The sequence below is a fragment of the Thauera sp. AutoDN2 genome (assembly GCF_051280715.1).
Classification (GTDB): Bacteria; Pseudomonadota; Gammaproteobacteria; order Burkholderiales; family Rhodocyclaceae; genus Thauera.
Genome location: NZ_JBNCAR010000041.1, coordinates 1 through 20,646 on the forward strand (window position 1 = coordinate 1; position 20,646 = coordinate 20,646).

Genomic DNA, 20,646 nt, shown 5'->3' on the forward strand with positions numbered 1-20,646 from the left:
CCGCGCCCCCTCTTCGTGTGGGCGTCTTCTCATCCGCGCGCGCCGCCTGCGCATGCGTGATCGAGCGGCTGCCTGAGCGCATCGCGCCCGGGCAGCCCCAACGTCTTACCCCTGGAAGCATCACCCCTTCGACGTCAGGCACGGCACGTCGCCCGTTTTGGGCGCACTTTGGTCCGAGCTCAGTCGCGCCACGTCCGCAGTTGCGGATGGTACGCCGTGACGCGTCCTGCCTGACGAGTTTTTTGCGCCCGGAGAGCAATGATGAGAAAGCCCCTGACGACTGCGCTGCTGCTGGCGGCCAGCCTTTCGGTCAGCGCCCAGCAACTGACCGTGACCGAACCCTGGGTCCGCGCCACGGTGCCCCAGCAGAAGGCCACCGGCGCCTTCATGCACCTCAGATCCGATGCCGATGTCCGCCTTGTGGCCGCGGAATCGCCCGTTGCCGGCGTGGTCGAGATCCACGAGATGTCCATGCAGAACGATGTCATGAAGATGAGCCCCATCTCCGGTCTCGATCTGCCCGCCGGACAGGACGTCGAACTCAAGCCCGGGGGCTACCACGTCATGCTGATGGACCTCCGGCAGCAGGTGAAGGTGGGTGACGAGGTGCCGCTGCGCCTGGTCATCGAACGCCGCGACGGCAGCCGTACGTCCATGGACGTCGTGGCCCCGGCCCGCCCGCTCAATGCCCGCATGCAGATGAAGCACTGATGCTTCGCCCGGCACGTCGCCCGCTTGGCGAGTCGACGCCGGTGCATCGCGTGCATCGACCTTTTTCCGCTGTGTGCCGATGGCACGCCGCACCACTTGGCATTTTCACGCAGTTTTAGTCATCACCAGGAAAACGACATGAAGAAGACCTTCAAACGCCTGCCGCTCGCAATTGCGGTGTCGATGGCGATTCCGGCGCTGGTTCAGGCGCAGGAAACAAAGCTTGAGGATGTCGTGGTCACAGCACCTGCCGTGACCACGACGTTGAGTGGGACAGCGGTGCAGAGTAACGGGCTTCAGTCCTTGCGGCCTGCAACGAGCGATTCGGCGACCCTTCTGCGCGACGTGCCAGGTGTCAGCAGTTATGGCGCGGGCGGGGTTTCCAGCCTGCCGGTGATTCGCGGCCTTGCGGATGACCGGATCCGTATCAAGGTGGACGGCATGGACCTGATTGCAGCCTGTCCCAACCACATGAACCCGGCACTGTCTTATCTTGACCCCTCCAATGTGGGTTTGCTTGAGGTCTATCCGGGCATCTCCCCAGTTAGCGTCGGTGGTGACAGCATCGCTGGTACGATCCTTGCCGAATCCAAAGCTCCCGTGTTCGCAGAACCGGGGAAGACGCTCGTGACCGGCGAGGTCGGTGCCTTCTACCGCAGCAATGGCAACGCGCGTGGCGGCAACTTGGGAGCCACCTTCGCCAGCGACTCGTTGAGCGTCAGCTATTCGGGTTCGACGGCCGAGAGCGACAATTACGAGGCCGCGCGTGCGTTCAAGACCTCGGAGGTCACCGGGCGCGAGGGCCATACGCTGCCCCTCGACGAAGTGGGCTCCACCGCCTACAAGAGCCGCAACCATGAGCTTGGCTTCGCTTTCAAGGGCGGCGATCACCTCTTCGAAGCTAAGGTCGGTCTGCAGGACATTCCCTACGAGCTGTGGCCCAACCAGCGCATGGATATGCTCGCGAACGACCAGAAGCGCGTGAACCTGCGCTATGAGGGCAAGTACGACTGGGGCAAGCTGCAGGCCCGCGCTTACCACGAGAAGGTCGAGCACTTCATGGACTTTGGTGCGGACAAGCGCTTTTGGTACGGGAATGGCGCTCCTCCGACGGGCTCTGGTGGCCCGGTTGCACTCAATGGTTTCCCGTGCGCTCCGCTCAGTGCTACGTGCGCCGCAGGGATGCCGATGCACACCGAGAGCAAGAACACCGGGTTTTCACTCAAGGGCGACATCGACATCACTGCAATGGATCTCGTTCGCGTGGGTGCCGAGCTCCAACGCTACCAACTCAATGATTGGTGGCCTGCTTCCGGGGGTGGAATGTGGCCGAACACCTTCTGGAACATCAACAACGGCGAGCGTGACCGTAATGCGGTCTTCGCGGAGTGGGAGGCGCAACCGAGTGCGCAGTGGACCACGCTGGCGGGCGTGCGCTACGAGAGGGTGAAGACCAATGCAGGGCCGGTCCAGGCGTACAACAACAATGGGGCCCCGGCTACAACGCTGGTGCCTGCGTTCAATAATGCTGATCGCGAACGTACCGACAACAACTGGGACGTGACGCTGTTGGCCAAATACACCGTCGATCCCACGCTCGATGTGGAAGTCGGGTTCGCGCGCAAGGTGCGCTCGCCCAGCCTCTACGAGCGCTATAGCTGGTACAGCCGAGGCATGGAAATGCTGATGGTGAACTGGTTCGGTGACGGTAACGGCTACATCGGCGACATGGACCTTGAGCCCGAGAAGGCCCACACCATCTCGGCCACTTTCGACTGGCATTCGGTCGATCGCAAGTGGGAGCTGAAGGCAACGCCGTTCTACTCACGTGTCACGGATTACATTGATGCGGTGCGCTGCGCGACCAGCCTCGGTGGATCGTGCTCCGTCCCCAACCTCACAGCAACCAACAGCTTCGTTTTCCTGCAACTCGCGAACCAGTCGGCCCGGCTGTACGGGATCGATCTGTCGGGCCGCATGCCGCTCGCAAGCACGCCCTATGGCGAGTTCGGGCTGCGTGGTGTGCTCAACTACACCAGCGGCAAGAACCGCGACACAGGAGACAATCTCTACAACATCATGCCGCTCAACGTGAAGCTCACGCTGACGCACCAGCATGGTGGTTGGGACAGTGCCCTTGAGTGGTTCGCGGCACAGTCGAAGAATGATGTCTCGGCGGTGCGTAACGAGCAGGAGACCTCCGGCTATAACCTCGTCAATCTGCGCACGAGCTATTCCTGGAAGCAGGTCCGAGTGGACTTCGGCGTGGAGAACGTGTTTGACAAGTTCTACTACCTGCCGCTGGGCGGCGCTTATGTTGGCCAGGGAACGACGATGACCACCAACCCAGTGGGTGCGGTTCCGTTGTGGGGTACGCTGGTACCGGGTGCTGGCCGCTCGATCTATGCGGGCATCAATTACAAGTTCTAAGAGAACTGTCAGGCGAAGATACGTCCCTGCTTCGTTTCTGCGAGGCGGGGGCGTTCCGGCACCTCCCATTGGGAATCGCTCTTACGAGCTTTGGCAACTCGGCCGTGGGTCGTGCACGGCCAGCGGTGCATCATCGTGCGGCGCGCTTGCCGCACCGATTTCGCCAGCGGGTATGGTGCCGTTCAAATCCTATGTCTTCGAGCCTGGGGCTACGCTGCTGCAGGGTGGGGCGCCTGCGCTCGGCGTCCACTTCGTGGTTTCGGGCGCCGTGACGTTGGTGTGCGAGGACTTCGTGGGCAAGGAGCGCATCGTGCGCATCGTCCAGGACGGCGGCATCATCGGGCTGGAGACCCTGACTGAGAGCCGGACGCGGCACGTTGCGCTTGCGCTCGACAAGGTTCGCACCCGCTGGATCATGGCGATCCGGCTCCGGGACAGCCTGCAACGTGCGCCGGAGTTGCAGTGGATGGTGCTGCACCAGATGCAGGTGGCCCTGGACGAGGCGGAGTCCTGGATCTCGGCTCTGGTCAGTGGAACGGTGCCGGCCCGTGTGCGTCTGGCAGCGGCTGCTGCTGCGCCTGCGACTGGGTGACGGGCATCGGGCGCGCAGGCTTGCCCGAGGTGCCGCCCATCGAATTGATCCAGCCCCCGTGTGCGAAGGGGCAAGCGCAGCCCCAAGCGTGCGACCTGCGATTGTCAGCCGACAGGCCGTCTTGAAACCTCCGGAAAATCCCGTCTTTGCTGGGGTTTGAGCAAATCAATAGCGTGTTAAGGCGGCACCGGCTGCACCCGTGTCGCCTCTATCGCCGTTCAGTCGTCCTCGTCATGCCCCCCACCGCGCGGCTCGGGCAGATTCAGCGGCTTCGCGCCCCAGGCTGCACGGTAGGTCTCGGCCGAGGTGAAATGGCACTGCTCGTTGGCGCCGACCTTGCCGAGCAGTTCGACGTTGGGGCGCGGCAGGATCTCCGTCTGCGCCGCGATCTGCGCACGCAGTTGCGCACAGGAATCCGTGCCAGCAGGCGCCACCGCCTGCGCCGGGGTCGCGGCCGCGGGATCGGCAGCGCGGACCTGGATCGAGAACAAGGCCAGCAGTGCGGCCAGGGAAACAGCATTGCGGATGAGTCGGGTCGTCATGATCGTCTCCGGTTGGTTGGCGACGGGACCCACTCTGCGCGCGCCACCCTGAACCCGCGCTGAATCCACGGCAGGTTTCTGTGGGAGTGCCGGCAGGCGCGAACGCGGCGGAGGTGGTCGGCACGCGCGTCGATCGCCGGACCGCCCGTTCGCGGCCGCAGCCGCTCCTTCAGGGGGCCGGGACGGGCGGCGGTTTCTGTAGGAGCGCCGGCAGGCGCGAATGCGGTCGACCTCGCCCCAGGGCACGCCTCGTCCTGCACCCGCCTGTTCAGCTTCCCTTCATGTGCAGCGGCTTAGATTGCGCCCGTGTTCCGGATCGGAACGCATCCGACCTACAGACAGGAGAACCATCATGAACCGCATTCTCGCCCTCGCCGCCGCCGCGCTCGTTTCCACCTCGGCCCTCGCCAGCCCCACCTGCACCGCCCCCAAGGAGAAGTGGATGAAGGAGGCCGACTTCAAGGCCAAGGTTGAAGCTCAGGGCTACAAGATCAAGACCTTCAAGGTCACCAAGAACGACTGCTACGAGATCTACGGCTTCGACAAGGACGGAAAGAAGGTGGAGATCTACTTCAACCCCGAGACTGGCGCCGAACTCGAACGCAAGTGAGTCGCCATCGGAGGGTGGCGCGCGGTCGCGGGCCGCCTTCCTCCACCCCTAGAGGAGCGCCTGCCATGCCCCCGCCCGATTCCGATCTTGCCCTGCGGGTCTGGGACCCGTTCGTGCGCGTCTTCCACTGGAGCCTGGTGAGCTGCGTCCTCGTGAACTTCTTCGTCGTCGATGACGGCGAGACGCTGCACCAGTTGGTCGGCTACACCGCCTCGGCGCTCGTCGTCGCCCGCCTCGTCTGGGGCTTCGTCGGCAGCGCACACGCGCGCTTCGCCGATTTCTTCCCGACGCCGGCGCGGCTGCGCGCCCACCTGGCGGCGATCCGCGCCGGCAGGCATGACTTCCAGCCCGGCCACAATCCCCTGGGCGCGCTGATGATGCTCGCGCTGATGACGCTCGTCCTCGCACTGGGCCTGACCGGCTTCCTGCAGACCACGGACCTGTTCTGGGGCGAGGAGTGGCTGGAAGAGCTGCACGCGGGCCTCGCCACCACCCTGATCGCGCTCGCTGGCATCCATGCCGCGGCGGCCATCGTCATCGGGCGCCTGGAGCGGGTCAACCTGGTCGGGGCGATGATCACCGGGATCAAGCGCACGCGGAACGGCCGCGTCGACGTGCGCTGAAGGACAGGGGCTGCGCTCCGGCGCAGCCCGATCGCATCACACGCGGCGCCGATCGCCGAAGCCGAGCTCGGCGCGCACGGCCACCGCCAGGATCAAGCTCGCCGCCCACGCCAGCCACAGCGTCCACAGCGTGTGCGAGAGGAAATGCGCACCCTGCAGCATGCGCGCCGTGCCGAGTACGGCGCCGGCGAGCAGGCCCACCGCGAGGGCGCCGCGCGCCGCGCGCAGCCCGGCCGGACGCAGCGCCACCGCCCACACGATCCACAGGAAGCCGGTCGATGCATGCCCCGCCGGGAAGCACTGCCCGGCCTTGATGCCTTGCGGCGCCGCTTGGAACAGGCCGAGATAGGGCGCATAGCCGCCGAAGTCGATGATGTCCCACGGGCAGTAGCGCGCGGTCAGCAGCTTGGCGGTCGAGGTCGCGAGCGGGATCGCCACCATGCCGAGCGCGGCGAGCAGCGCATTGCGCGGCGGCAGCCAGCTCAGCCGGCCCTTCCAGCCCTGCCAGCACAGCCACAGGCTGGCCGCCACCAGCACGTAGGTGACCTGCTTGGCCGTCTTGTGCATCACCGCCTCGAGGAACCAGTTGTGCCGCAATGGGAAGAGGCCGAGTTCCGCATCGAAGAGGGTGTGCGCCAGCCTGCGGTCGAGGTCGGTGCCCTCGAAGATCCAGTAAAGCAGCAACGCGCTCAGCGCGAGCAGCGCGGACTGTGCCAGCAGCCAGCGGCGCGAGGCATCGAGCGTGGGCGCGGCGGGTGCGGGCAGTGGGCTGGCGATTTCGGTCGTGGGCATGGTCTCAGCTCCGGCAGGTGGCGGTGAGGTCGAGCGTGTCGTCGCGCACCGCGGTGCGTACGTCGAGGAGGCCGAGCACGGTGTGGAAGAGGTTGTCGTGCGCCGCCGGCCTGTCGGCCTGCGTGCGCAGGCAGGCGGGGTCGAGCCGGGTGCGCGCGGCGAAGCCGCTCGAGATCCACATCACCATCGGCACCCGGGTCTGCTCGGCGGGAGCGATCGAGTAGGGCAGGCCGTGCAGGTAGAGGCCGTTCTCGCCGAGCGATTCGCCGTGGTCCGAGACGTAGAGCAGCGCGGTGTCGTAGCGCGGCGCCAGTTCCTGCAGCATGTCGATGCTGCGCGCGAGTACGTGGTCGGTGTACAGCAGGGCGTTGTCGTAGCTGTTGGCAATCTGCTCGCGGCTGCACTTCGACAGGTCCTCGTCGTCGCAGGTCGGCGTGAACCGGCGGAACGCGTCCGGATAACGGCGGAAATAGGCCGGGCCGTGGTTGCCGAGCTGGTGCAGCACGAGCACCAGGTTGCCGTCGGCGTCGCGCAGCAGGCTGCGGCTGCTCTCGAGCAGGGCCTCGTCGAGGCAGCGCTCGCCGTCGCACAGTGCGGGCAGGGTCGCGGGGTCGGGGCGCATGCTCTCCACGCCGGCGCACACGCCCTTGCAGCCCGACTGGTTGTCGTTCCACACCACGCGCAGGCCGGCGTGGCGAAGCACGTCGAGCAAGGACTCGCTGCCGCGGATGGCGTCCTCGTCGTAGCCGCGCCGCCCCTGCAGCGAGAACATGCACGGCACCGACACCTCGGTGTTGGTGCCGCAGCTCGTGACGTCGGGGAAGTTGATGACCGCGCGGCGGGCGAGTTCGGGCGTGGTGTCGCGGGCGCCTGGCTGCGCGGCAGGGTGGTTCAGCCCCCAGTTGGCTGCGCGCGCGGTCTCGCCGACCACGATCACGAACAGCGCCGGCTTCTTCGCCGCGGCCCAGCTCGCCCCCAGGCGGGCATCGGCGCCAATCGGCTGGCGTGGCAGATTGGCCGCCTGGGCGTCGCGGTTCAGCACGCGCGCGAGCGACCACAGCGGCGCGGCCGGGGTGATCAGGTAGCGCAGCTCCTTGTGGTTGCGCATCTGCGCGGAGAAGTCCTTGAACACGCTGCCGAGCGCGCCCGCGGCCACGATCAGCGCGAGCACGACGGCGGCGGCGCGGATCGCCAGCGCGCGCTTGAGCGGGCGCCGGCGCAGGCGGGCGCGCTGCAGCACGAAGAGCGGCGGCAGGGCCAGCGCGGCCACCTGCAGGAAGAAGCCGGGGGTGAGCAGTTCGCGCGCCTCGGCAACGTCGGTGCGCAGCACGTTGCGCAGCATGCTCGGGTCGAAGTACACGCCATAGTGGCCGGCGTAGTAGCTCGATACCGCGGCGACCAGGATCAGGGCGCCGAGCAGCGGCTTGGTCGTCCATCGGTTGAGCAGCGGCGCGAGCAGCAGCACGTTGAGCGCGGTGAGAGCGACGCCGGTCGCCAGCACGTAGAAAACGGCGCCGCCTTCGCCGCCGCGGCTGGCGAGCAGGGCGCGCCAGAACGGGATGTTGCAGGCGAGCGTGAAGTAGAGGCCGATGCCGAGCAGCAGGGCCTCGGTCGATAGCTCCGGGCGCCAGCGCCGCACGGCGGCCCAGGCGGAGGAGAGCGCCGCGGGGAAGGGGCCGCGCGCGCGGCGGCCGCTGGACGACGGGGCGCCCGCCGAGGGGGCGAGGGGTGGGACGAAGGACAGACGCGGTTCGGACATGGTTGCGCAGAGCCTGGGGAGGATCGGCGCAATCTACGCAGGCGCGCGTGAGGAAAGCGTGATGCGGGTGTGAGGAAAGTGTGAGCGCGCCCGTGGCGCCGGGCGCTGGCGCGCTAGGCCGAGCCGGAGCCGGCGCCGGCGCCGAAGTCGATCGTCAGGCAGGCGCCGCCGCCCGGCCGGTTGGCGGCGTGGACCGTCCACCCGCAGGCGGTGCAGATGTGCTGCACCAGCGCCAGGCCGAGCCCATGGCCCGGCTTGCCGCCGCCGCGGCGGAAGCGCTCGAAGCTGCGCATCGGCTCTTCCGTGCCGAAGCCGGGGCCGCGGTCGCGCACCTCGAGGCGACGCCCCTCCAGCGCCACCTCGAGCGCACGCCCTTCGCCATGGCGCAGCGCGTTCTCCAGCAGGTTGTGCAGCACCAGCGCCAGCAGGCCGGGGTCGGCGGCGACCTCGGCCGCAGGGTCGATGCGGATGGCCACCGCCTCGGCCTCCTTGCCGGCCGCCTGCAGTCGCGCCCAGGCGTCGCGCACCGCGGCGCCCAGGTTGACCGGCTCGGCCCCCTGCGGCCGGGCCTCGCGGGCGAGCAACAGCAGGCTGTGGGCGAGCGTGGCGGTGCGGTCGGTGGTGGCGACGATGCGTTCGGCGCGGCGGCGGGCCTTGGTCGACAGCGCGGGGTCGGTCAGCAGCATCTCGGCGTCGCTGCGGATGCCGGCGAGCGGGGTGCGCAGTTCGTGCGACAGGTTGGCGTTGAAGTCGCGCTCGCGCGCGAGCAGGGCCGCCTGGCGCGCTTCGGCGCGGTCGAGCGCGCGCGCCACGGCGAGGAGCTCGGCGTCGAGTCCGGGCTGGGCGAAGGGCGTGCCGTCGCGCTCCCCCTCGACGCGCTCGGCGAGCGTCTCCAGAGCGCGTGTGAGCCGGGCGGCGATGGCATAGACGAGGAGGAAGGACAGGGCGGTCAGGGCCAGCCCGCCGATCACCACCGTGGTGACGACGGCGGTCTCGCGCGCGCGGTGCTCGGATTCGTCGTAGATCAGTACGTAGCGCTGGCCGTCCGCCTCGCGCACCGCGACGTGTAGCTCGCGCCCGGCCGACCAGTCCTCGTGCTTGCCGACCGCCAGCGCGGCCAGCGCCGGGCTCAGGCCCGGCGGCAGCGCCTCGCCCGGCGCGAAGCGGTAGAGCGTCATGTTCGGCGTCTGCGGCCCGATCAGGGTGCCGAGCCGGCGGCTGTGCTCGATGCTGTAGTGCAGCTGCTCGTCGAGCGTGCCGTCGATGAACTCCTCTTCCATCTCCTCGTTGAGCCGCACCAGGGCGAGCGACTGCGCCACGATGAGCACGACCAGCATCGCGGTGACCGAGACCGCGATGCGCACGCGCATGCCGCCGGGCAGCCAGCGCCGGCCACCGCGGCGCGCACCGCCCTCAGCGGCTGACGAGCTTGTAGCCGAGGCCATGGACATTCACCACCTGAACGGGCGCGTCGTCGCCGAGGGCGCGACGCAGGGTGTGCAGCACGCTGCGCAGGTTGTCGCTGCTGTCCTGCTCGTGGCCCCACACCGCGAGCTCCAGCTCGCGGCGGGAGAACACGCGCTCGGGCTGGGCGAGCAGTTCGGCGACCAGGCGCAGGGGCTTCGGTGGCAGCGCGAGTGGCCTGCCGTCGAGGTGCAGCGCCTGGGTCGCGGCGCGGAACTCCAGCGCGCCGTAGCGCAACACCGGATCGGCCGCGCGCGCGGCATTGCGCCGCGCCAGCGCCAGCAGGCGCACCTCGAGCTCCTGCAGCGCGAAGGGCTTAACCAGGTAGTCGTCGCCGCCGGCCTCGAAGCCGAGCAGCTTGTCTTCCAGCGTGTCGCGCGCGGTCAGCACCAGAATCGGCGTGGCGCGGCCCTCGCTGCGCAGCCGGCGCGCAAGCGCGAGGCCGTCGCCGTCGGGCAGGTTGCGGTCGAGCACCACGGCGTCGAACACGCTGCGCGCGAGCAGGGCCGAGGCCGCCGCGATCGAGCCGGCGTAGTCGCACTGGTGGCCGCGCGCCTCGAGGTAGTCGTAGAGGTTCTCGGCGATGGTGCGGTCGTCTTCGACGATGAGCAGGTGCATCGGGCGGCGCTCAGGTCAGGTCGGTCTCCGCGCCCGATGGCGCGGCGGGCGGGATCGGTTCGAGGTGGGTCGAAAGGCGGGTGCCGGTGCGCTCGAGGACGATGCGTTCGAGCGCGTCGGCCACGGCGTGGGCCTCGGCCACCGTCCAGTCGCCGGGCACGCACAGCTCGACGTGGGCGAAGTGCAGCGCGCCCGCCGCCCGGGTCCGGAGCTTGCTGTGGAAGCATCCGGGTGGCGAGGCCTCGGCCAGCGTGCGCTCGATCGCCGCCACTTCGGCCTCGGACAGGGCGCGGTCCATGAGGCCGTCGATCGAGCGCCGCATCAGCTCCCAGCCCTCGCGCAGGATGTTGAGCGCGACCGCGCCGGCGACCACCGGGTCGAGCCAACTCCAGCCGGTGACGACCGCCAGGCCGACACCGCACACCACGCCGGCGGTGGTCCACACGTCGGCCATCAGGTGGCGCGCGTCGGCCTCGAGGGCGAGCGAGCGGTGCGCGCGGCCGACCTGCAGCAGCACGCGCGCGACCAGGAAGTTGATCAGGCTCGCGCCGACCGACAGCAAGGTGCCGAGCCCCAGTGCGCCGATCGGCTGCGGATTGAGCAGGCGCTCACCGGCGGTGAGCAGGATGATCAGCGCGGCGATGAAGATCAGCCCGCCCTCGAACGCGGCGGAGAAGTATTCGGCCTTGCCGTGGCCGTACTGGTGATCGTCGTCGGCGGGGCGCTGCGCGTAGGACACCATCCACAGCGCAAAACCGGCGCCGGCCAGGTTGACCACCGACTCGAGCGCGTCGGACAGGTAGCCGATCGAGCCGGTCAGCCACCAGGCGCCGGTCTTCATTGCGATGGTGCTGAGCGCGGCGGCGAGCGAGAGCAGCAGGGCCTGGCGCGGCGTGATGGCGGTCATCGGTTCACAGGGCGGTGGGTCGGGTGGCGGAGCACCCGAGGGTCTCCAGCACCCGATTGTAGAGCCGTTGATCGGCGTCGAGGCGCTGCAGCGCGAGCTGGCGGGCATCGGGGCGGGTTGCGCCGCGCACCAGCACCAGGGCGTCGCGCATGTCGCTCACCAGCACGCTGGCCTGCGCGCGCTGCGTCGCCGGTGCCGGCAGGTTGGCGTGCAAGGCGTCGAGGTGGGACTCGAGCGCGCGCGCCAGCGTCAGGTAGGGGTCGGGCGCCGTCGCTGCGCCGGCGCGCTCCGCGCGCGCCTCGCTCACATGGGTCGCGACCGCATCGAGCTCATGGCGAATCGACTGGCATGTTTGTGGCGGCAGGGATGCCGGTTCACGCCCCGCGGCGTGCGCGGGGGCGGCGATGCCGGCGGCAAGGGCCAGCAACAGGGGGGAGAGCAGGGTCGCGGTCATCATTGGCAGGGCTCCGTGGTGAGGACAGCGCGGAGCATGGCGCTGCCATCCTTAACTGGAGCTGAACCGACTGCCGCCGGGCGTGGCCGGCGGCACTGCGGCGCTTTCGTTTGCGCTGCGACAAGGCGGGCCAGCGGCCGCCGGGGCACAATCAAAGCAGTCGGTCCGATGACGCGCGCACCCTATGCACCGCAACGGACGCGGGATCTCGAGCGAATGGAGCAGACGATGAACAACATCCGGTTTGCGTACGCTGGGCTGTTGCTGTTGCTCAGCCTGCTGTGGTGGATGGCCGATCCGCTGTTGCCCAACGGCTATGAATACTTTGCCCTGCGCACGGTGGCGATCAACTACACCGGCGTGATCGGCATCGGCGTCATGAGCGTGGGCATGATCCTGGCGCTGCGCCCGGTGCGGGTGGAGCCGCTGCTCGACGGGCTGGACAAGACCTATCGCCTGCACAAGTGGCTGGGCATCACCGGCCTGGTGTTCGCGGTGATCCACTGGCTGTGGGCGCAGGGCACCAAGTGGGCGGTGGGCTGGGGCTGGCTGGTGAAGCCCGAGCGGGGGCCGAAGCCGACGCTCACCGACCCCGTCGAGAGCTTCTTCCGCGCCCAGCGCGGCCTGGCGGAATCGGTCGGCGAGTGGGCCTTCTACGCGACGGTGGTGCTGATCGTGATCGCGCTCGCCAAGCGCTTTCCGTACCGCCTGTTCTTCAAGACCCACCGCCTGCTGGCCCTCGCCTACCTCGCGCTGGTCTTCCACTCGGTGCTGCTGACGCCCTTTGCCTACTGGGCGCAGCCGATGGGCATCGTGCTCGCCGTGCTGATGGCCGGCGGCAGCGTCGCCGCCGTGGTGTCCCTGTCCGGACGCGTCGGCCATCGGCGCAAGGCGGTGGGCGAGATCGAGGAGCTGGTGCCCTTCCCCGACAACCGCGTGCTCAAGGTGGCGATCCGCTTCAAGGACCGCTGGCCGGGGCACGAAGCCGGGCAGTTCGCCTTCGTCACCTTTTCGACGGACGAAGGCGCGCACCCCTTCACCATCTCCTCGGGCTGGAAGGGGGACGGCCGCCTGTTCTTCCTGATCAAGGGCATCGGCGACTACACCGCCCGCCTGCCCGAACTGCTCCGCATCGGCGACCTCGTCACCGTCGAAGGCCCCTATGGCCGCTTCGATTTCGCCAGCGGCAGCGTCGGCGGCAAGCGCCGGCAGATCTGGGTCGGCGGCGGCATCGGCATCACGCCCTTCATCGCCCGCATGAAGGCGCTCGCGGTGGCGCCCGACGGGCGCGAGGTCGATCTGTTCTACAGCACCGCCGAACCCGACGAGGGCTTCATCGCCCGCCTGCAGCGCGATGCGCAGGCGGCGTGCGTGAGGCTGCACGTGCTGGTGAGCGCGCGCGACGGCCGCCTCGACGTGGCGCGCATCTGCGACACGGTGCCGGGATGGGCCGAGGCGGACGTCTGGTTCTGCGGACCCGGCCGTTTCGGCCAGGCCCTGCGCGAGGGCTTCGTCGCCCGGGGCCTGCCGGCGGCCGACTTCCACCAGGAACTCTTCGACATGCGCTGAGCGCGGGCAGCGCGCGGGCGCATCGGCGCCCGCCTCCGCCGCTCCTTGGCGCACGCGCTTTCTCCGTTCAGGTTCGATTCAGTGGCGCGCTTGCACACTGGGCTCGCGATTCCGGACGAATGGCATCCGCGATGCCCGTCCGGTCGATTCATCAGCCCGGATCAAGGAACGAACCATGAACAGCAAACTCCGCGCGCTTGCCCTGCTGTGCGGCCTCGCCGCCAGTGCCGGGGCGCTCGCCGCCCCGAGCGCCGCTCTCCTGGAGCGCTACGCCGTCGAGGCGCGCGCCGCCGACCCCGCCTTCGCCGGTTTTTCCGCCGCACGCGGCGAAGCCCTGCACCGCACCCGCTACGGCCTCGGCAAGCCCGACACGCCCGCCTGCACCTCCTGCCATGGCGAGAACGCGCGCGCAGCCGGCCAGACTCGCAGCGGCAAGGCCATCGAGCCGATGGCGGTATCGGTGTCGGCCACACGCTACGGCGATCCGGCGAAGGTCGAAAAATGGTTCAAGCGCAACTGCAACGAGGTGCTCGGCCGCGAGTGCAGCGCACGCGAGAAGGGCGACTGGCTCGCCTGGATGAGCACCCAGTAAGCACCGCCCAGGAGACCCGCCATGAACACCCTTGCCCTTCGCCCCCTCGCCCTCGGTGTCGCCGCGATCGCCGTGACCCTCATGCTGCTCGGCCGCGCCCAGGCCGGCGACGACGACTTCTATCCGCCGGTCACCGACCCGCTCACCGTGCAGGAGTGCGCGAGCTGCCACATCGCCTTCCCTGCGTCGATGCTGCCCGCAGCGTCGTGGAGACGCATGATGGGCGAACTGGAAAATCATTTTGGCGACGACGCCAGCGTCGATGCCGACACCACCGCCGCGATCACCCGCTACCTGGTCGAGCACGCCGGCGACGTCGGCGGACAGCCGGGCAAGCTGCTGCGCGGCCTGCGCCCCGGCGATGCCCCCCTGCGCATCACCGAACTGCCGAAGTGGGTGCACGAGCACGACGAGGTCCCGCGCTCCGACTGGACCCGCAAGGACGTCGGCAGCAAGGCCAACTGCACCGCGTGCCACATCGACGCCGCGAAGGGCTACTTCGAGGACGACTGAAGGAGGGACCGGGTCATGAAACGCTTTCTGTCCGCCTTCATCGCCTTGGTCGGCCTGACCTGGGGCTGGGAAATGCTGTCGGCGACCGTTGCCGTCGCCAGCGCGCCGCGCAATCCCTGGGCGGTGCGCGAGCACGCCCTGATGCTCACCGGGCTGTGGTCCTTCGCGCTGATGTCGCTGGCGATGATGCTCGCCACCCGTCCGGCCTGGCTGGAGCGGCCCTTCGGCGGCATGGACCGCATCTACCGCGTGCACAAGTGGGCCGGCATCCTCGCGATCGGCTTCGCGGCGCTGCACTGGCTGGTAGAGATGTCGGACGAGCTCATCAAGGCGCTGTGGGGGCGCGAGGGGCGCCTGCCCAAGGATCACGGCGGCGGCTTCCTCGAAGCCATGCGCGACGTCGCCGAAGAACTGGGCGAGTTCGCGATCTACGCGCTGCTGGCGATGCTGGTGCTGACGCTGTGGAAGCGTTTCCCGTTCCGGGTCTGGCGCTACGTGCATAAGGTCATGCCGGTGCTGTACCTGGCGCTCGCCTTCCATGCCGCCTTCCTCGCGCCGCTCGACTACTGGACGCAACCGGTCGGCGTGCTGCTCGGAAGCCTGATCGCCGCCGGCAGCGTCGCCAGCGTGTTGGTGCTGGCCGGTCGCATCGGCCAGGGCCGCCGCGTCGCCGGCGTGGTGGAGTGGGTCCGCGAGTCCGGCGCGGGCGTCACCGAGGTGGTCTGCCGACTGGACGAGGGCTGGCGCGGACATCGTCCCGGCCAGTTCGCGTTCGCCACCTTCGACCGCCTGGAGGGCGCGCATCCCTTCACGATCGCCGGCGCCGACCGCGGCGACCGCCGGGTGCGCTTCGAGATCAAGGCCCTGGGCGACTACACCCGCGGCCTTGCCCGGCGCCTGCAGCCCGGTCAGCCCATGCAGATCGAAGGCCCCTACGGTTGCTTCGATCTGCCGCAGTCGCGGGACGGGCGAAAGCAGGTCTGGATCGCCGGCGGCATCGGCGTGACCCCCTTCCTCGCCTGGCTCGAGGCGCTGAAGGCGACGCCGGAGCAGGCGCCGGACGTCGATTTCTACTACAGCGTGCGCGAGCATGAGACCGACCCCTTCGTTGTCCGTCTCCAGGTCTTGTGCGCGAACCTGCCCACGGTGCGCCTGCACGTGATCAGCGGTGCACGCAACGAGCGCCTCACCGCGGCAACGCTGCGCGACCGCCCGCGCGCGGGCGCGCCGCCGGAGATCTGGTTCTGCGGGCCGCGCGGCCTCGCCACCAGCCTGCGCGAGGGACTGCGCGGACTCGGCATGGGCGGCGCGCGCTTCCACCAGGAGGCGTTCGAGATGCGTTAGCGCTCCGGGCGTGCGTGCAGGTCCTCGACCGTGGTGCGTGCCAGCGGCTGGGCAAGGAGCAGACCGAGCAGTTGCTCGCGCTGGCGCGCGTTGAGGATCGCGCGCTCGGCGATCAGCTGCTCGATGATCAGACGCTGCTGGGCCTGCTGCAGCTCGGCGATCGCCGCACGCTCGGCTTCGATGCGCAGCGGGTCGATCGACTCGGCGAAGAGGGCTTCGACGAGGGCGTGGCGGTGACCCTCCAGGCGGACGGCGGCCGCCTCGAACTGCTGCAGGAAGGGCGCTTCGACCTCCTCCCAGCGGGCGCGCTGCGCCTCGTCGAGCGCCAAAACCCGATGAAGGGGCGGCGCCGGCGTGGAGGAGGCGCCCGGCCCGAGTCGATCCAGCAGCACGGCGCCGAGCACGCCGAGGTTGAGCGCGACCAACAGCAGCAGCGCCATTCCAGGCTTGGAGGTTTTCATCGCGCGCTCCCGCTTGCGCCGCAGGCCCCGGCCCGCGGACAGAGATTTCCCGGTGGGACGGAGCCGAACACGCTCATGGCGGCCAGCGTCGTGTTCGCGGCCGGCGGCGACCGCGGCGCTTCGAGCTCCATCAGCATCCCGCCCAGCCACAGCCCGAGCCCGACGGCCGCAGCGGATCCGGCGAACTGCGAGAGGCCGAGGCGCCAGGGCATCGGCGGGCGGAGTCGATCCACCCAGCACAGCCACCATGGGCCTGATGCGTGCTTGCGTGCGGACGGCGACGCGCCCGCCTGCAGGCGGTCGACCAGCTGCGCGGCGAGATCGACCTCGAGGCGGATGGCGGGGAGCGCCGCGAAGGCGTCGCGCAGGGCGCGCAATTCGGCGAGCCGGCTCGTGCAGCGCGGGCAACCCGCGCAGTGCGCGATCAGTTCCGCGCCGGCCTCGGAGGGCAGGGCCGCATCGACGAGGGCCGACAGCGCTTCGTCGGCAGGGCACGGCCCCGGGGGGGAATTCCTATTCATGGAAGGCTCCGGTGTGCGGGTCGAAGTGTTCGAGCAAGGCGCGACGTGCGCGCGCGAGACGGGATTTCACCGTGCCCTCGGCGATCCCGAGGACACTGGCCAACTCGCCGTAGGCGAGGCCCTCGACCTCGCGCAGCAGCAGGATCTCGCGGTGCTCGGCGGCGAGCCGCCGCAGCGCGCGCTCGAGCTGGGCCTGGCGTTGTCGGCTGGCATAGCGGGCCTCCGGCCCCGGGGCCTCGTCGGCGACCTCCAGGCCTTCCTCCAGCGGCGCGAAGCGCACCACCTGCCGGCGACGCAACTGGTCGAGCGCCGCGTTGCGCGCGATCTGCAGCAGCCAGGTGGAGAAGGCTGCCTCGGGGCGCCAGCCGGGCAGGGCCTGCCAGGCCTTGACGAAGACGTCCTGGGTCAGCTCCTTCGCCTCCTCGCGGGCATCGAGCATTCGGTGGAGGAAGCGGAACACTTGCTCCTGATGGCGACGGACGAGCGCGCCGAAGGCGGCCACGTCGCCAGCGCGGGCGCGGTCGAGCTCGCCCGCCTCGCCCGCGTCCGCCGCGCTGCTCGGGTGCTCGCCGATCATGCGCGCGGGAGATCCGTCACCAGGCCTTCCCCCGCTGCCGCTGTCGAATCAGTGTCCGGTCTCCAGCCCCTTCCAGCCCGGGTGGTCGAAGTGCGCGGCGTAGTCGTCGAGGGTCTGCGCGAGGTGGACGACGCCCTGCTCCGGTTCCGTTCCGGCGGCGTGGCCGCCGATCACCTCGACGCCCTGGCCGAGCCTGGCGATGATCGCGTGCAGCACCTCGTCCGCCTCGGGCTTCAGCTTGCAGTTCTGCACGATGTAGCCGACCTGTCCTTCGACCCCTTCGGCCAGCGCACGATATTGCGCTGAATCGAAGCGCCCCGCATGCACCTGCGGGATGGCCCGCGCGAGCGCGTCGCGGATCGCCTCCATGCCGGTCCGGAGCGCGGCGTCGGTCTGCCATCTGGCGCCATGGTCGAGCTGGAGGACCGCGGCGTGGTTGTCATGGCGATGGCTGTCGGCCGCCACGGCGGGGGAGGTCGAAAGAAGGCCAGCGAGGATCGCGACGGCGCTAAAGGCCAGTAGGCGGGGGGTGGAACGGGATTGCATGTCGAGGGGGTCCTTTCGTCGTGGGTTCGGGGGGCGGAATCGCCTTCCTGCACAGTGAAACGAAGCGCCGCGCAAAAGGTTCCATGCCTCGATGGAAAAACCTCCGCGCCATACCATGCCGCCCGTAGCGGCACTGCCATGTTTTTGAGCACCGTGCTCAACCGCGCAGTGGTAGCTCGACGTCCACGCGCAGGCCACCGAGCACACGTCCGCGTTCGAAGCGGACAGTGCCGCTGTACTGGGCGACGATGTCGCCGACGATCGCCAAGCCGAGGCCGTGGCCGGGGCGAGACTCGTCGACGCGCAGGCCGGCGGTGCCGAGGCAGTCAAGCAGTTCGGGTGGCACGCCGGGGCCGTCGTCCTCCACACTGAACGTGAGCCGCGCAGTATCGGGACCGGGCACCACCATCACCCGCACCCGCGTGCGCGCCCACTTGCAGGCGTTGTCGAGCAAATTGCCGAAGAGCTCCAGCATGTCCTCGCGGTCCACCGGCCAGCTGCGCTCGTCGGCCTCGAGTTCGATACGAATGCCGCGCCCAGCGTGCAAGCGCTGTAACACTTCGATTAGCGCGCCGAGCTGCTTGCGCAGCGCGAAGCCGGCCCCGCTCGCGCCGCCACCAGCGAGGCGGGCGCGGCGCAGCTCGCGCTCGATGGTCGCACGCATGGCCTCGAGCTGGGCGCGGATCGCTGCCGCGCCATCCTCGTCACCGCGCGTGGCGAGCGCATCCGCGCTCTGGCCAAGCACCGCGAGCGGCGTCTTGAGAGCGTGGGAGAGATTGCCCGCGGCGTGCCGGATACGCCCGAGCCGCTGGGCTTGGTGGTGCGACAGGCGCTCGACCGCACCGAGCAGCGGCCGCACCTCGGCAGGCGCATTGGTCTCAAACTGCACGGCCTCGCCACGCTCCAACCGCCGGCAGGCATCAACCGCCTCGTCCAGCGGCGCCAGCCCGCGCAGCAGCACGCGCCGCTGCAGCACCAGCATCGCGATCAACGCCAGCCAGAGCACGGTCAGCGCCTGCACGCGGAAGGCCGCGATCGCGGCGTCGATCGCGGCGACGTCCTCGGCGAGAGCGATACTCACCACACGGCCGTCGGCGCTGTCTGGAAAACGCTTTGCGACCATCAGCAGCGCTTGTCCCGCGGGGCCCGCGAGCCGCCGCGGCGTGCCGTCTTCCATACCGGCCAGCAGATCGAGGTCCGCGTCCCAGGTCGAACGTGAGCGCCACTGCCGCTCGCCGAGGCGCACCACGAAGTAGTGCCCTGACAGGGGCAGGTCGTAGCCCGGCCCGGCTGCGGCGAGCAGGCTGGACTCCAGGGCAGCCTCGCCATCCTGGCGCACGAGCGCATCAAGCAGATGCACGTAGAGCAGGTCGGCGTCGTGATCCAGGCGAGCAAGCACATGCTCCTCCACCATGCTGCGCGGAAAGTCGCGCAGCGCAAAGGCCAGCAGCACGCCCGCGGCAAGCAGCACCAGAGCGAGCGTGAGCGAGAGGTGGCGGCGGATCGAGTTCATCTTTCGGCTTGCCCTCTAACGCGCACCTCAGTCGCCGCTGCGGAACACATAGCCCTGCCCGCGTCGGGTCTCGATGCGCTCGTTACCGAGCAGGCCGCGCAGGCGCCGGACGTAGACCTCGATGACGTTGCTGTCACGCTCGGCGTCGTAGTCATACACGTGCTCGGACAGCCGCGTCTTCGACAGTACCTCGTCGGGATGGCGCATGAAGTAGCGCAGCAGGCGGAACTCGGTGGCGGTCAGCGCCTGCTCGTTGCCGCTGCGATCGACCAGGCACTGGCGCGCCTCGTCCAGCCGCCAATCGCCCGTGCGCAGCTCGGTGTCGGGTACCGGCGCCGCACGGCGCAGCAGCGCCTGGATGCGCGCGAGGAGCTCTTCGATATGGAAGGGCTTGCCCAGATAGTCGTCGGCGCCCGCCTGCAGGCCCTCGACGCGCTCTGCCCAGCCGTCGCGAGCGGTGAGGATCAGGACGGGCACACGGTTCGCCGCCGCGCGCCACTCGCGCAACACCGTGAGCCCGGGCTTCCCGGGCAGACCGAGGTCGAGGATCACCGCGTCGTAGGGTTCAGTCGCGCCCAGATGAGCGCCGTCGATGCCGTCGCGTGCGAGGTCGACCGCGTAGCCTTCGGCGACAAGCCGGGTGCGTAGGCGCTCACCGAGCGGCGGATCATCCTCAACCACGAGCAGGCGCATCGATCACTTCTCCTTGCGTTCCAGAACTTCACCGCTGGCGGCGTCTAATTCAAGTTCGTGCACCCGGTTGCGCTCGTCGATAAGCTTGACCTCGTAGATCCAGCGCCCGTCCTCGTGCTCAAGTTCCAGGCCCACGACCTGGCCAGGCTGAACGCTACGGCTACGGGCCAAAACATCCTCGGCAGCCATGATACGGCCGGTCTCGCGCAAATGACGGATCTCATCCAGCCGAGGCCGCTCGGTCGCACTTGCGCCAAAGGCGAAGAGAGCGGCTGCCACGGTGACTCCCGACAGTGCAAGGCGAAAGGGGGTTCTCATGATTCAGTTTCTCCTCGAGGTTATTGGAGGAGGATTGTCGCAGCCCATCCTGAACGATGGCTGAAAAGGCCGAGCCGCGGATCGAGGCGCGTGTGTCCGGCTGCATCCGGTAGAACACGGTGGAGTCCAGTCGCACCTGCGGAAAGCGCGCCAGAAAATCCTGCTCGAACTCCCAGTGGGTCGAGGCCCGTCGGCCGTCGAGCAAGCCGGCGTAGGCGAGCACGTAGGTGCCCAGGCACAGGCCGACCACTGTAACCGTCCGAGCAACCCCGTAGTTCCCGATCAGAGCTGAATCATCGATCGTTGCGTCTCCGAAACTCACTTCTGGAGAGCGACGACGATGGAGCAGGAGAGACTGATGGCGCAGGCGGAGCTACCGGCTCAGCGCCGTGGCGAGGTGGCCGTACAGCGGCGCGTACACCGGGACGATGCATTCTGGCGCTCGCATGAGCAGCAGCGGCGCCGGCAAGGCTTGAGCATTCCGCAGTATTGCCAGG

The 20,646-nt window shown here is 69.2% G+C and carries 23 protein-coding genes; 9 read left to right on the plus strand and 14 right to left on the minus strand.

Translation table 11 applies throughout. From position 1 onward, the window contains the following. Positions 1-261 precede the first annotated feature (261 nt). The 3 genes from ACPT9U_RS15825 to ACPT9U_RS15835 all read left to right on the plus strand — a co-directional run bounded on the left by ACPT9U_RS15825 (position 262) and on the right by ACPT9U_RS15835 (position 3,733). Positions 262-711 carry a copper chaperone PCu(A)C gene (locus ACPT9U_RS15825; RefSeq protein ID WP_435751631.1) on the plus strand — a complete coding sequence of 150 codons (450 nt, stop codon included), beginning with the start codon at positions 262-264 and terminating at the stop codon, positions 709-711. Positions 712-849: 138 nt separating this feature from the next. Further along, positions 850-3,141, plus strand: coding sequence for a TonB-dependent receptor plug domain-containing protein (locus tag ACPT9U_RS15830; protein ID WP_435751617.1), 2,292 nt, complete (start codon positions 850-852; stop codon positions 3,139-3,141). A 172-nt stretch (positions 3,142-3,313) separates the two neighbouring features. Then, positions 3,314-3,733: a Crp/Fnr family transcriptional regulator gene (locus ACPT9U_RS15835; RefSeq protein ID WP_435751618.1), complete on the plus strand. Its 420-nt coding sequence runs from the start codon at positions 3,314-3,316 to the stop codon at positions 3,731-3,733. 218 nt (positions 3,734-3,951) lie between these two features. Here the strand turns inward: ACPT9U_RS15835 and ACPT9U_RS15840 are convergent, their stop codons facing one another. After that, positions 3,952-4,275, minus strand: coding sequence for a hypothetical protein (locus tag ACPT9U_RS15840; RefSeq protein WP_418362613.1), 324 nt, complete (start codon positions 4,273-4,275; stop codon positions 3,952-3,954). A gap of 352 nt (positions 4,276-4,627) precedes the next feature. Between ACPT9U_RS15840 and ACPT9U_RS15845 the strand changes: the two genes are divergently transcribed. After that, positions 4,628-4,885: a PepSY domain-containing protein gene (locus ACPT9U_RS15845; RefSeq protein WP_435751619.1), complete on the plus strand. Its 258-nt coding sequence runs from the start codon at positions 4,628-4,630 to the stop codon at positions 4,883-4,885. Positions 4,886-4,950: 65 nt separating this feature from the next. After that, positions 4,951-5,508, plus strand: a complete 558-nt coding sequence (locus tag ACPT9U_RS15850; RefSeq protein ID WP_435751620.1) for a cytochrome b/b6 domain-containing protein — start codon at positions 4,951-4,953, stop codon at positions 5,506-5,508. A 36-nt stretch (positions 5,509-5,544) separates the two neighbouring features. Here ACPT9U_RS15850 and ACPT9U_RS15855 read toward each other — a convergent pair whose 3' ends face one another. From ACPT9U_RS15855 to ACPT9U_RS15880, 6 genes are all read right to left on the minus strand, one after another. Next, complete coding sequence (locus tag ACPT9U_RS15855) at positions 5,545-6,300, minus strand: phosphatase PAP2 family protein (RefSeq protein ID WP_435751621.1); 756 nt, start codon at positions 6,298-6,300, stop codon at positions 5,545-5,547. Positions 6,301-6,304: 4 nt separating this feature from the next. Beyond that, positions 6,305-8,059 (minus strand): phosphoethanolamine transferase, encoded by a 1,755-nt coding sequence (locus tag ACPT9U_RS15860; RefSeq protein WP_435751622.1) that lies wholly within the window; start codon positions 8,057-8,059, stop codon positions 6,305-6,307. A gap of 113 nt (positions 8,060-8,172) precedes the next feature. Beyond that, positions 8,173-9,504 carry an ATP-binding protein gene (locus tag ACPT9U_RS15865; protein WP_435751624.1) on the minus strand — a complete coding sequence of 444 codons (1,332 nt, stop codon included), beginning with the start codon at positions 9,502-9,504 and terminating at the stop codon, positions 8,173-8,175. Then, a complete protein-coding gene (locus ACPT9U_RS15870; RefSeq protein ID WP_435751625.1) occupies positions 9,473-10,141 on the minus strand; it encodes a response regulator transcription factor in 669 nt (222 codons plus the stop codon). The genes ACPT9U_RS15865 and ACPT9U_RS15870 overlap by 32 nt, the downstream gene beginning before the upstream one ends. 10 nt (positions 10,142-10,151) lie before the next feature. Further along, positions 10,152-11,048: a cation diffusion facilitator family transporter gene (locus ACPT9U_RS15875; RefSeq protein ID WP_435751626.1), complete on the minus strand. Its 897-nt coding sequence runs from the start codon at positions 11,046-11,048 to the stop codon at positions 10,152-10,154. 4 nt (positions 11,049-11,052) lie between these two features. Continuing rightward, on the minus strand, positions 11,053-11,505 hold the full coding sequence (locus ACPT9U_RS15880) for a hypothetical protein (RefSeq protein WP_324546125.1): 453 nt from the start codon (positions 11,503-11,505) through the stop codon (positions 11,053-11,055). Between the two features lie 225 nt (positions 11,506-11,730). Between ACPT9U_RS15880 and ACPT9U_RS15885 the strand changes: the two genes are divergently transcribed. From ACPT9U_RS15885 to ACPT9U_RS15900, 4 genes are all read left to right on the plus strand, one after another. Then, positions 11,731-13,071 (plus strand): ferredoxin reductase family protein, encoded by a 1,341-nt coding sequence (locus ACPT9U_RS15885; RefSeq protein WP_435751627.1) that lies wholly within the window; start codon positions 11,731-11,733, stop codon positions 13,069-13,071. Between the two features lie 175 nt (positions 13,072-13,246). Beyond that, entirely contained in the window at positions 13,247-13,663 is a 417-nt protein-coding gene (locus tag ACPT9U_RS15890) for a DUF1924 domain-containing protein (RefSeq protein WP_435751628.1), read from the plus strand. Between the two features lie 21 nt (positions 13,664-13,684). Further along, complete coding sequence (locus tag ACPT9U_RS15895; RefSeq protein ID WP_418362618.1) at positions 13,685-14,176, plus strand: diheme cytochrome c; 492 nt, start codon at positions 13,685-13,687, stop codon at positions 14,174-14,176. Positions 14,177-14,191: 15 nt separating this feature from the next. Then, positions 14,192-15,520 carry a ferredoxin reductase family protein gene (locus tag ACPT9U_RS15900; protein WP_418362619.1) on the plus strand — a complete coding sequence of 443 codons (1,329 nt, stop codon included), beginning with the start codon at positions 14,192-14,194 and terminating at the stop codon, positions 15,518-15,520. Here the strand turns inward: ACPT9U_RS15900 and ACPT9U_RS15905 are convergent. The 7 genes from ACPT9U_RS15905 to ACPT9U_RS15935 form a co-directional block, all read right to left on the minus strand. Then, positions 15,517-15,981, minus strand: coding sequence for a periplasmic heavy metal sensor (locus tag ACPT9U_RS15905; protein WP_435751629.1), 465 nt, complete (start codon positions 15,979-15,981; stop codon positions 15,517-15,519). The two genes, ACPT9U_RS15900 and ACPT9U_RS15905, sit on opposite strands and share 4 nt — an antisense overlap. Then, entirely contained in the window at positions 15,978-16,502 is a 525-nt protein-coding gene (locus ACPT9U_RS15910; protein ID WP_418362621.1) for an anti-sigma factor family protein, read from the minus strand. The genes ACPT9U_RS15905 and ACPT9U_RS15910 overlap by 4 nt, the downstream gene beginning before the upstream one ends. Beyond that, entirely contained in the window at positions 16,495-17,079 is a 585-nt protein-coding gene (locus ACPT9U_RS15915) for an RNA polymerase sigma factor (RefSeq protein ID WP_418362622.1), read from the minus strand. The genes ACPT9U_RS15910 and ACPT9U_RS15915 overlap by 8 nt, the downstream gene beginning before the upstream one ends. Before the next feature lie 48 nt (positions 17,080-17,127). Next, positions 17,128-17,625: a hypothetical protein gene (locus tag ACPT9U_RS15920; RefSeq protein ID WP_435751630.1), complete on the minus strand. Its 498-nt coding sequence runs from the start codon at positions 17,623-17,625 to the stop codon at positions 17,128-17,130. Positions 17,626-17,782: 157 nt separating this feature from the next. Next, positions 17,783-19,138, minus strand: a complete 1,356-nt coding sequence (locus ACPT9U_RS15925; RefSeq protein ID WP_418362624.1) for a sensor histidine kinase — start codon at positions 19,136-19,138, stop codon at positions 17,783-17,785. 27 nt (positions 19,139-19,165) lie between these two features. Beyond that, a complete protein-coding gene (locus tag ACPT9U_RS15930) occupies positions 19,166-19,831 on the minus strand; it encodes a response regulator transcription factor (RefSeq protein ID WP_418362625.1) in 666 nt (221 codons plus the stop codon). A 3-nt stretch (positions 19,832-19,834) separates the two neighbouring features. Continuing rightward, positions 19,835-20,149 carry a PepSY domain-containing protein gene (locus ACPT9U_RS15935; protein ID WP_418362626.1) on the minus strand — a complete coding sequence of 105 codons (315 nt, stop codon included), beginning with the start codon at positions 20,147-20,149 and terminating at the stop codon, positions 19,835-19,837. Between the last annotated feature and the right edge of the window lie 497 nt (positions 20,150-20,646).

What these genes read in the sequence shown, in the direction of transcription:
- ACPT9U_RS15935 (WP_418362626.1), bottom strand. Translation starts at nt 20,149, where the DNA reads ATGAGAACCCCCTTTCGCCTTGCACTGTCGGGAGTCACCGTGGCAGCC.
- ACPT9U_RS15910 (WP_418362621.1), bottom strand. Translation starts at nt 16,502, where the DNA reads ATGAATAGGAATTCCCCCCCGGGGCCGTGCCCTGCCGACGAAGCGCTG.
- ACPT9U_RS15865 (WP_435751624.1), bottom strand. Translation starts at nt 9,504, where the DNA reads ATGGCCTCGGCTACAAGCTCGTCAGCCGCTGAGGGCGGTGCGCGCCGC.
- ACPT9U_RS15885 (WP_435751627.1), top strand. Translation starts at nt 11,731, where the DNA reads ATGAACAACATCCGGTTTGCGTACGCTGGGCTGTTGCTGTTGCTCAGC.
- ACPT9U_RS15925 (WP_418362624.1), bottom strand. Translation starts at nt 19,138, where the DNA reads ATGAACTCGATCCGCCGCCACCTCTCGCTCACGCTCGCTCTGGTGCTG.
- ACPT9U_RS15875 (WP_435751626.1), bottom strand. Translation starts at nt 11,048, where the DNA reads ATGACCGCCATCACGCCGCGCCAGGCCCTGCTGCTCTCGCTCGCCGCC.
- ACPT9U_RS15880 (WP_324546125.1), bottom strand. Translation starts at nt 11,505, where the DNA reads ATGATGACCGCGACCCTGCTCTCCCCCCTGTTGCTGGCCCTTGCCGCC.
- ACPT9U_RS15845 (WP_435751619.1), top strand. Translation starts at nt 4,628, where the DNA reads ATGAACCGCATTCTCGCCCTCGCCGCCGCCGCGCTCGTTTCCACCTCG.
- ACPT9U_RS15870 (WP_435751625.1), bottom strand. Translation starts at nt 10,141, where the DNA reads ATGCACCTGCTCATCGTCGAAGACGACCGCACCATCGCCGAGAACCTC.
- ACPT9U_RS15905 (WP_435751629.1), bottom strand. Translation starts at nt 15,981, where the DNA reads ATGAAAACCTCCAAGCCTGGAATGGCGCTGCTGCTGTTGGTCGCGCTC.
- ACPT9U_RS15835 (WP_435751618.1), top strand. Translation starts at nt 3,314, where the DNA reads ATGGTGCCGTTCAAATCCTATGTCTTCGAGCCTGGGGCTACGCTGCTG.
- ACPT9U_RS15890 (WP_435751628.1), top strand. Translation starts at nt 13,247, where the DNA reads ATGAACAGCAAACTCCGCGCGCTTGCCCTGCTGTGCGGCCTCGCCGCC.
- ACPT9U_RS15830 (WP_435751617.1), top strand. Translation starts at nt 850, where the DNA reads ATGAAGAAGACCTTCAAACGCCTGCCGCTCGCAATTGCGGTGTCGATG.
- ACPT9U_RS15850 (WP_435751620.1), top strand. Translation starts at nt 4,951, where the DNA reads ATGCCCCCGCCCGATTCCGATCTTGCCCTGCGGGTCTGGGACCCGTTC.
- ACPT9U_RS15825 (WP_435751631.1), top strand. Translation starts at nt 262, where the DNA reads ATGAGAAAGCCCCTGACGACTGCGCTGCTGCTGGCGGCCAGCCTTTCG.
- ACPT9U_RS15855 (WP_435751621.1), bottom strand. Translation starts at nt 6,300, where the DNA reads ATGCCCACGACCGAAATCGCCAGCCCACTGCCCGCACCCGCCGCGCCC.
- ACPT9U_RS15920 (WP_435751630.1), bottom strand. Translation starts at nt 17,625, where the DNA reads ATGCAATCCCGTTCCACCCCCCGCCTACTGGCCTTTAGCGCCGTCGCG.
- ACPT9U_RS15930 (WP_418362625.1), bottom strand. Translation starts at nt 19,831, where the DNA reads ATGCGCCTGCTCGTGGTTGAGGATGATCCGCCGCTCGGTGAGCGCCTA.
- ACPT9U_RS15840 (WP_418362613.1), bottom strand. Translation starts at nt 4,275, where the DNA reads ATGACGACCCGACTCATCCGCAATGCTGTTTCCCTGGCCGCACTGCTG.
- ACPT9U_RS15900 (WP_418362619.1), top strand. Translation starts at nt 14,192, where the DNA reads ATGAAACGCTTTCTGTCCGCCTTCATCGCCTTGGTCGGCCTGACCTGG.
- ACPT9U_RS15860 (WP_435751622.1), bottom strand. Translation starts at nt 8,059, where the DNA reads ATGTCCGAACCGCGTCTGTCCTTCGTCCCACCCCTCGCCCCCTCGGCG.
- ACPT9U_RS15895 (WP_418362618.1), top strand. Translation starts at nt 13,685, where the DNA reads ATGAACACCCTTGCCCTTCGCCCCCTCGCCCTCGGTGTCGCCGCGATC.
- ACPT9U_RS15915 (WP_418362622.1), bottom strand. Translation starts at nt 17,079, where the DNA reads ATGATCGGCGAGCACCCGAGCAGCGCGGCGGACGCGGGCGAGGCGGGC.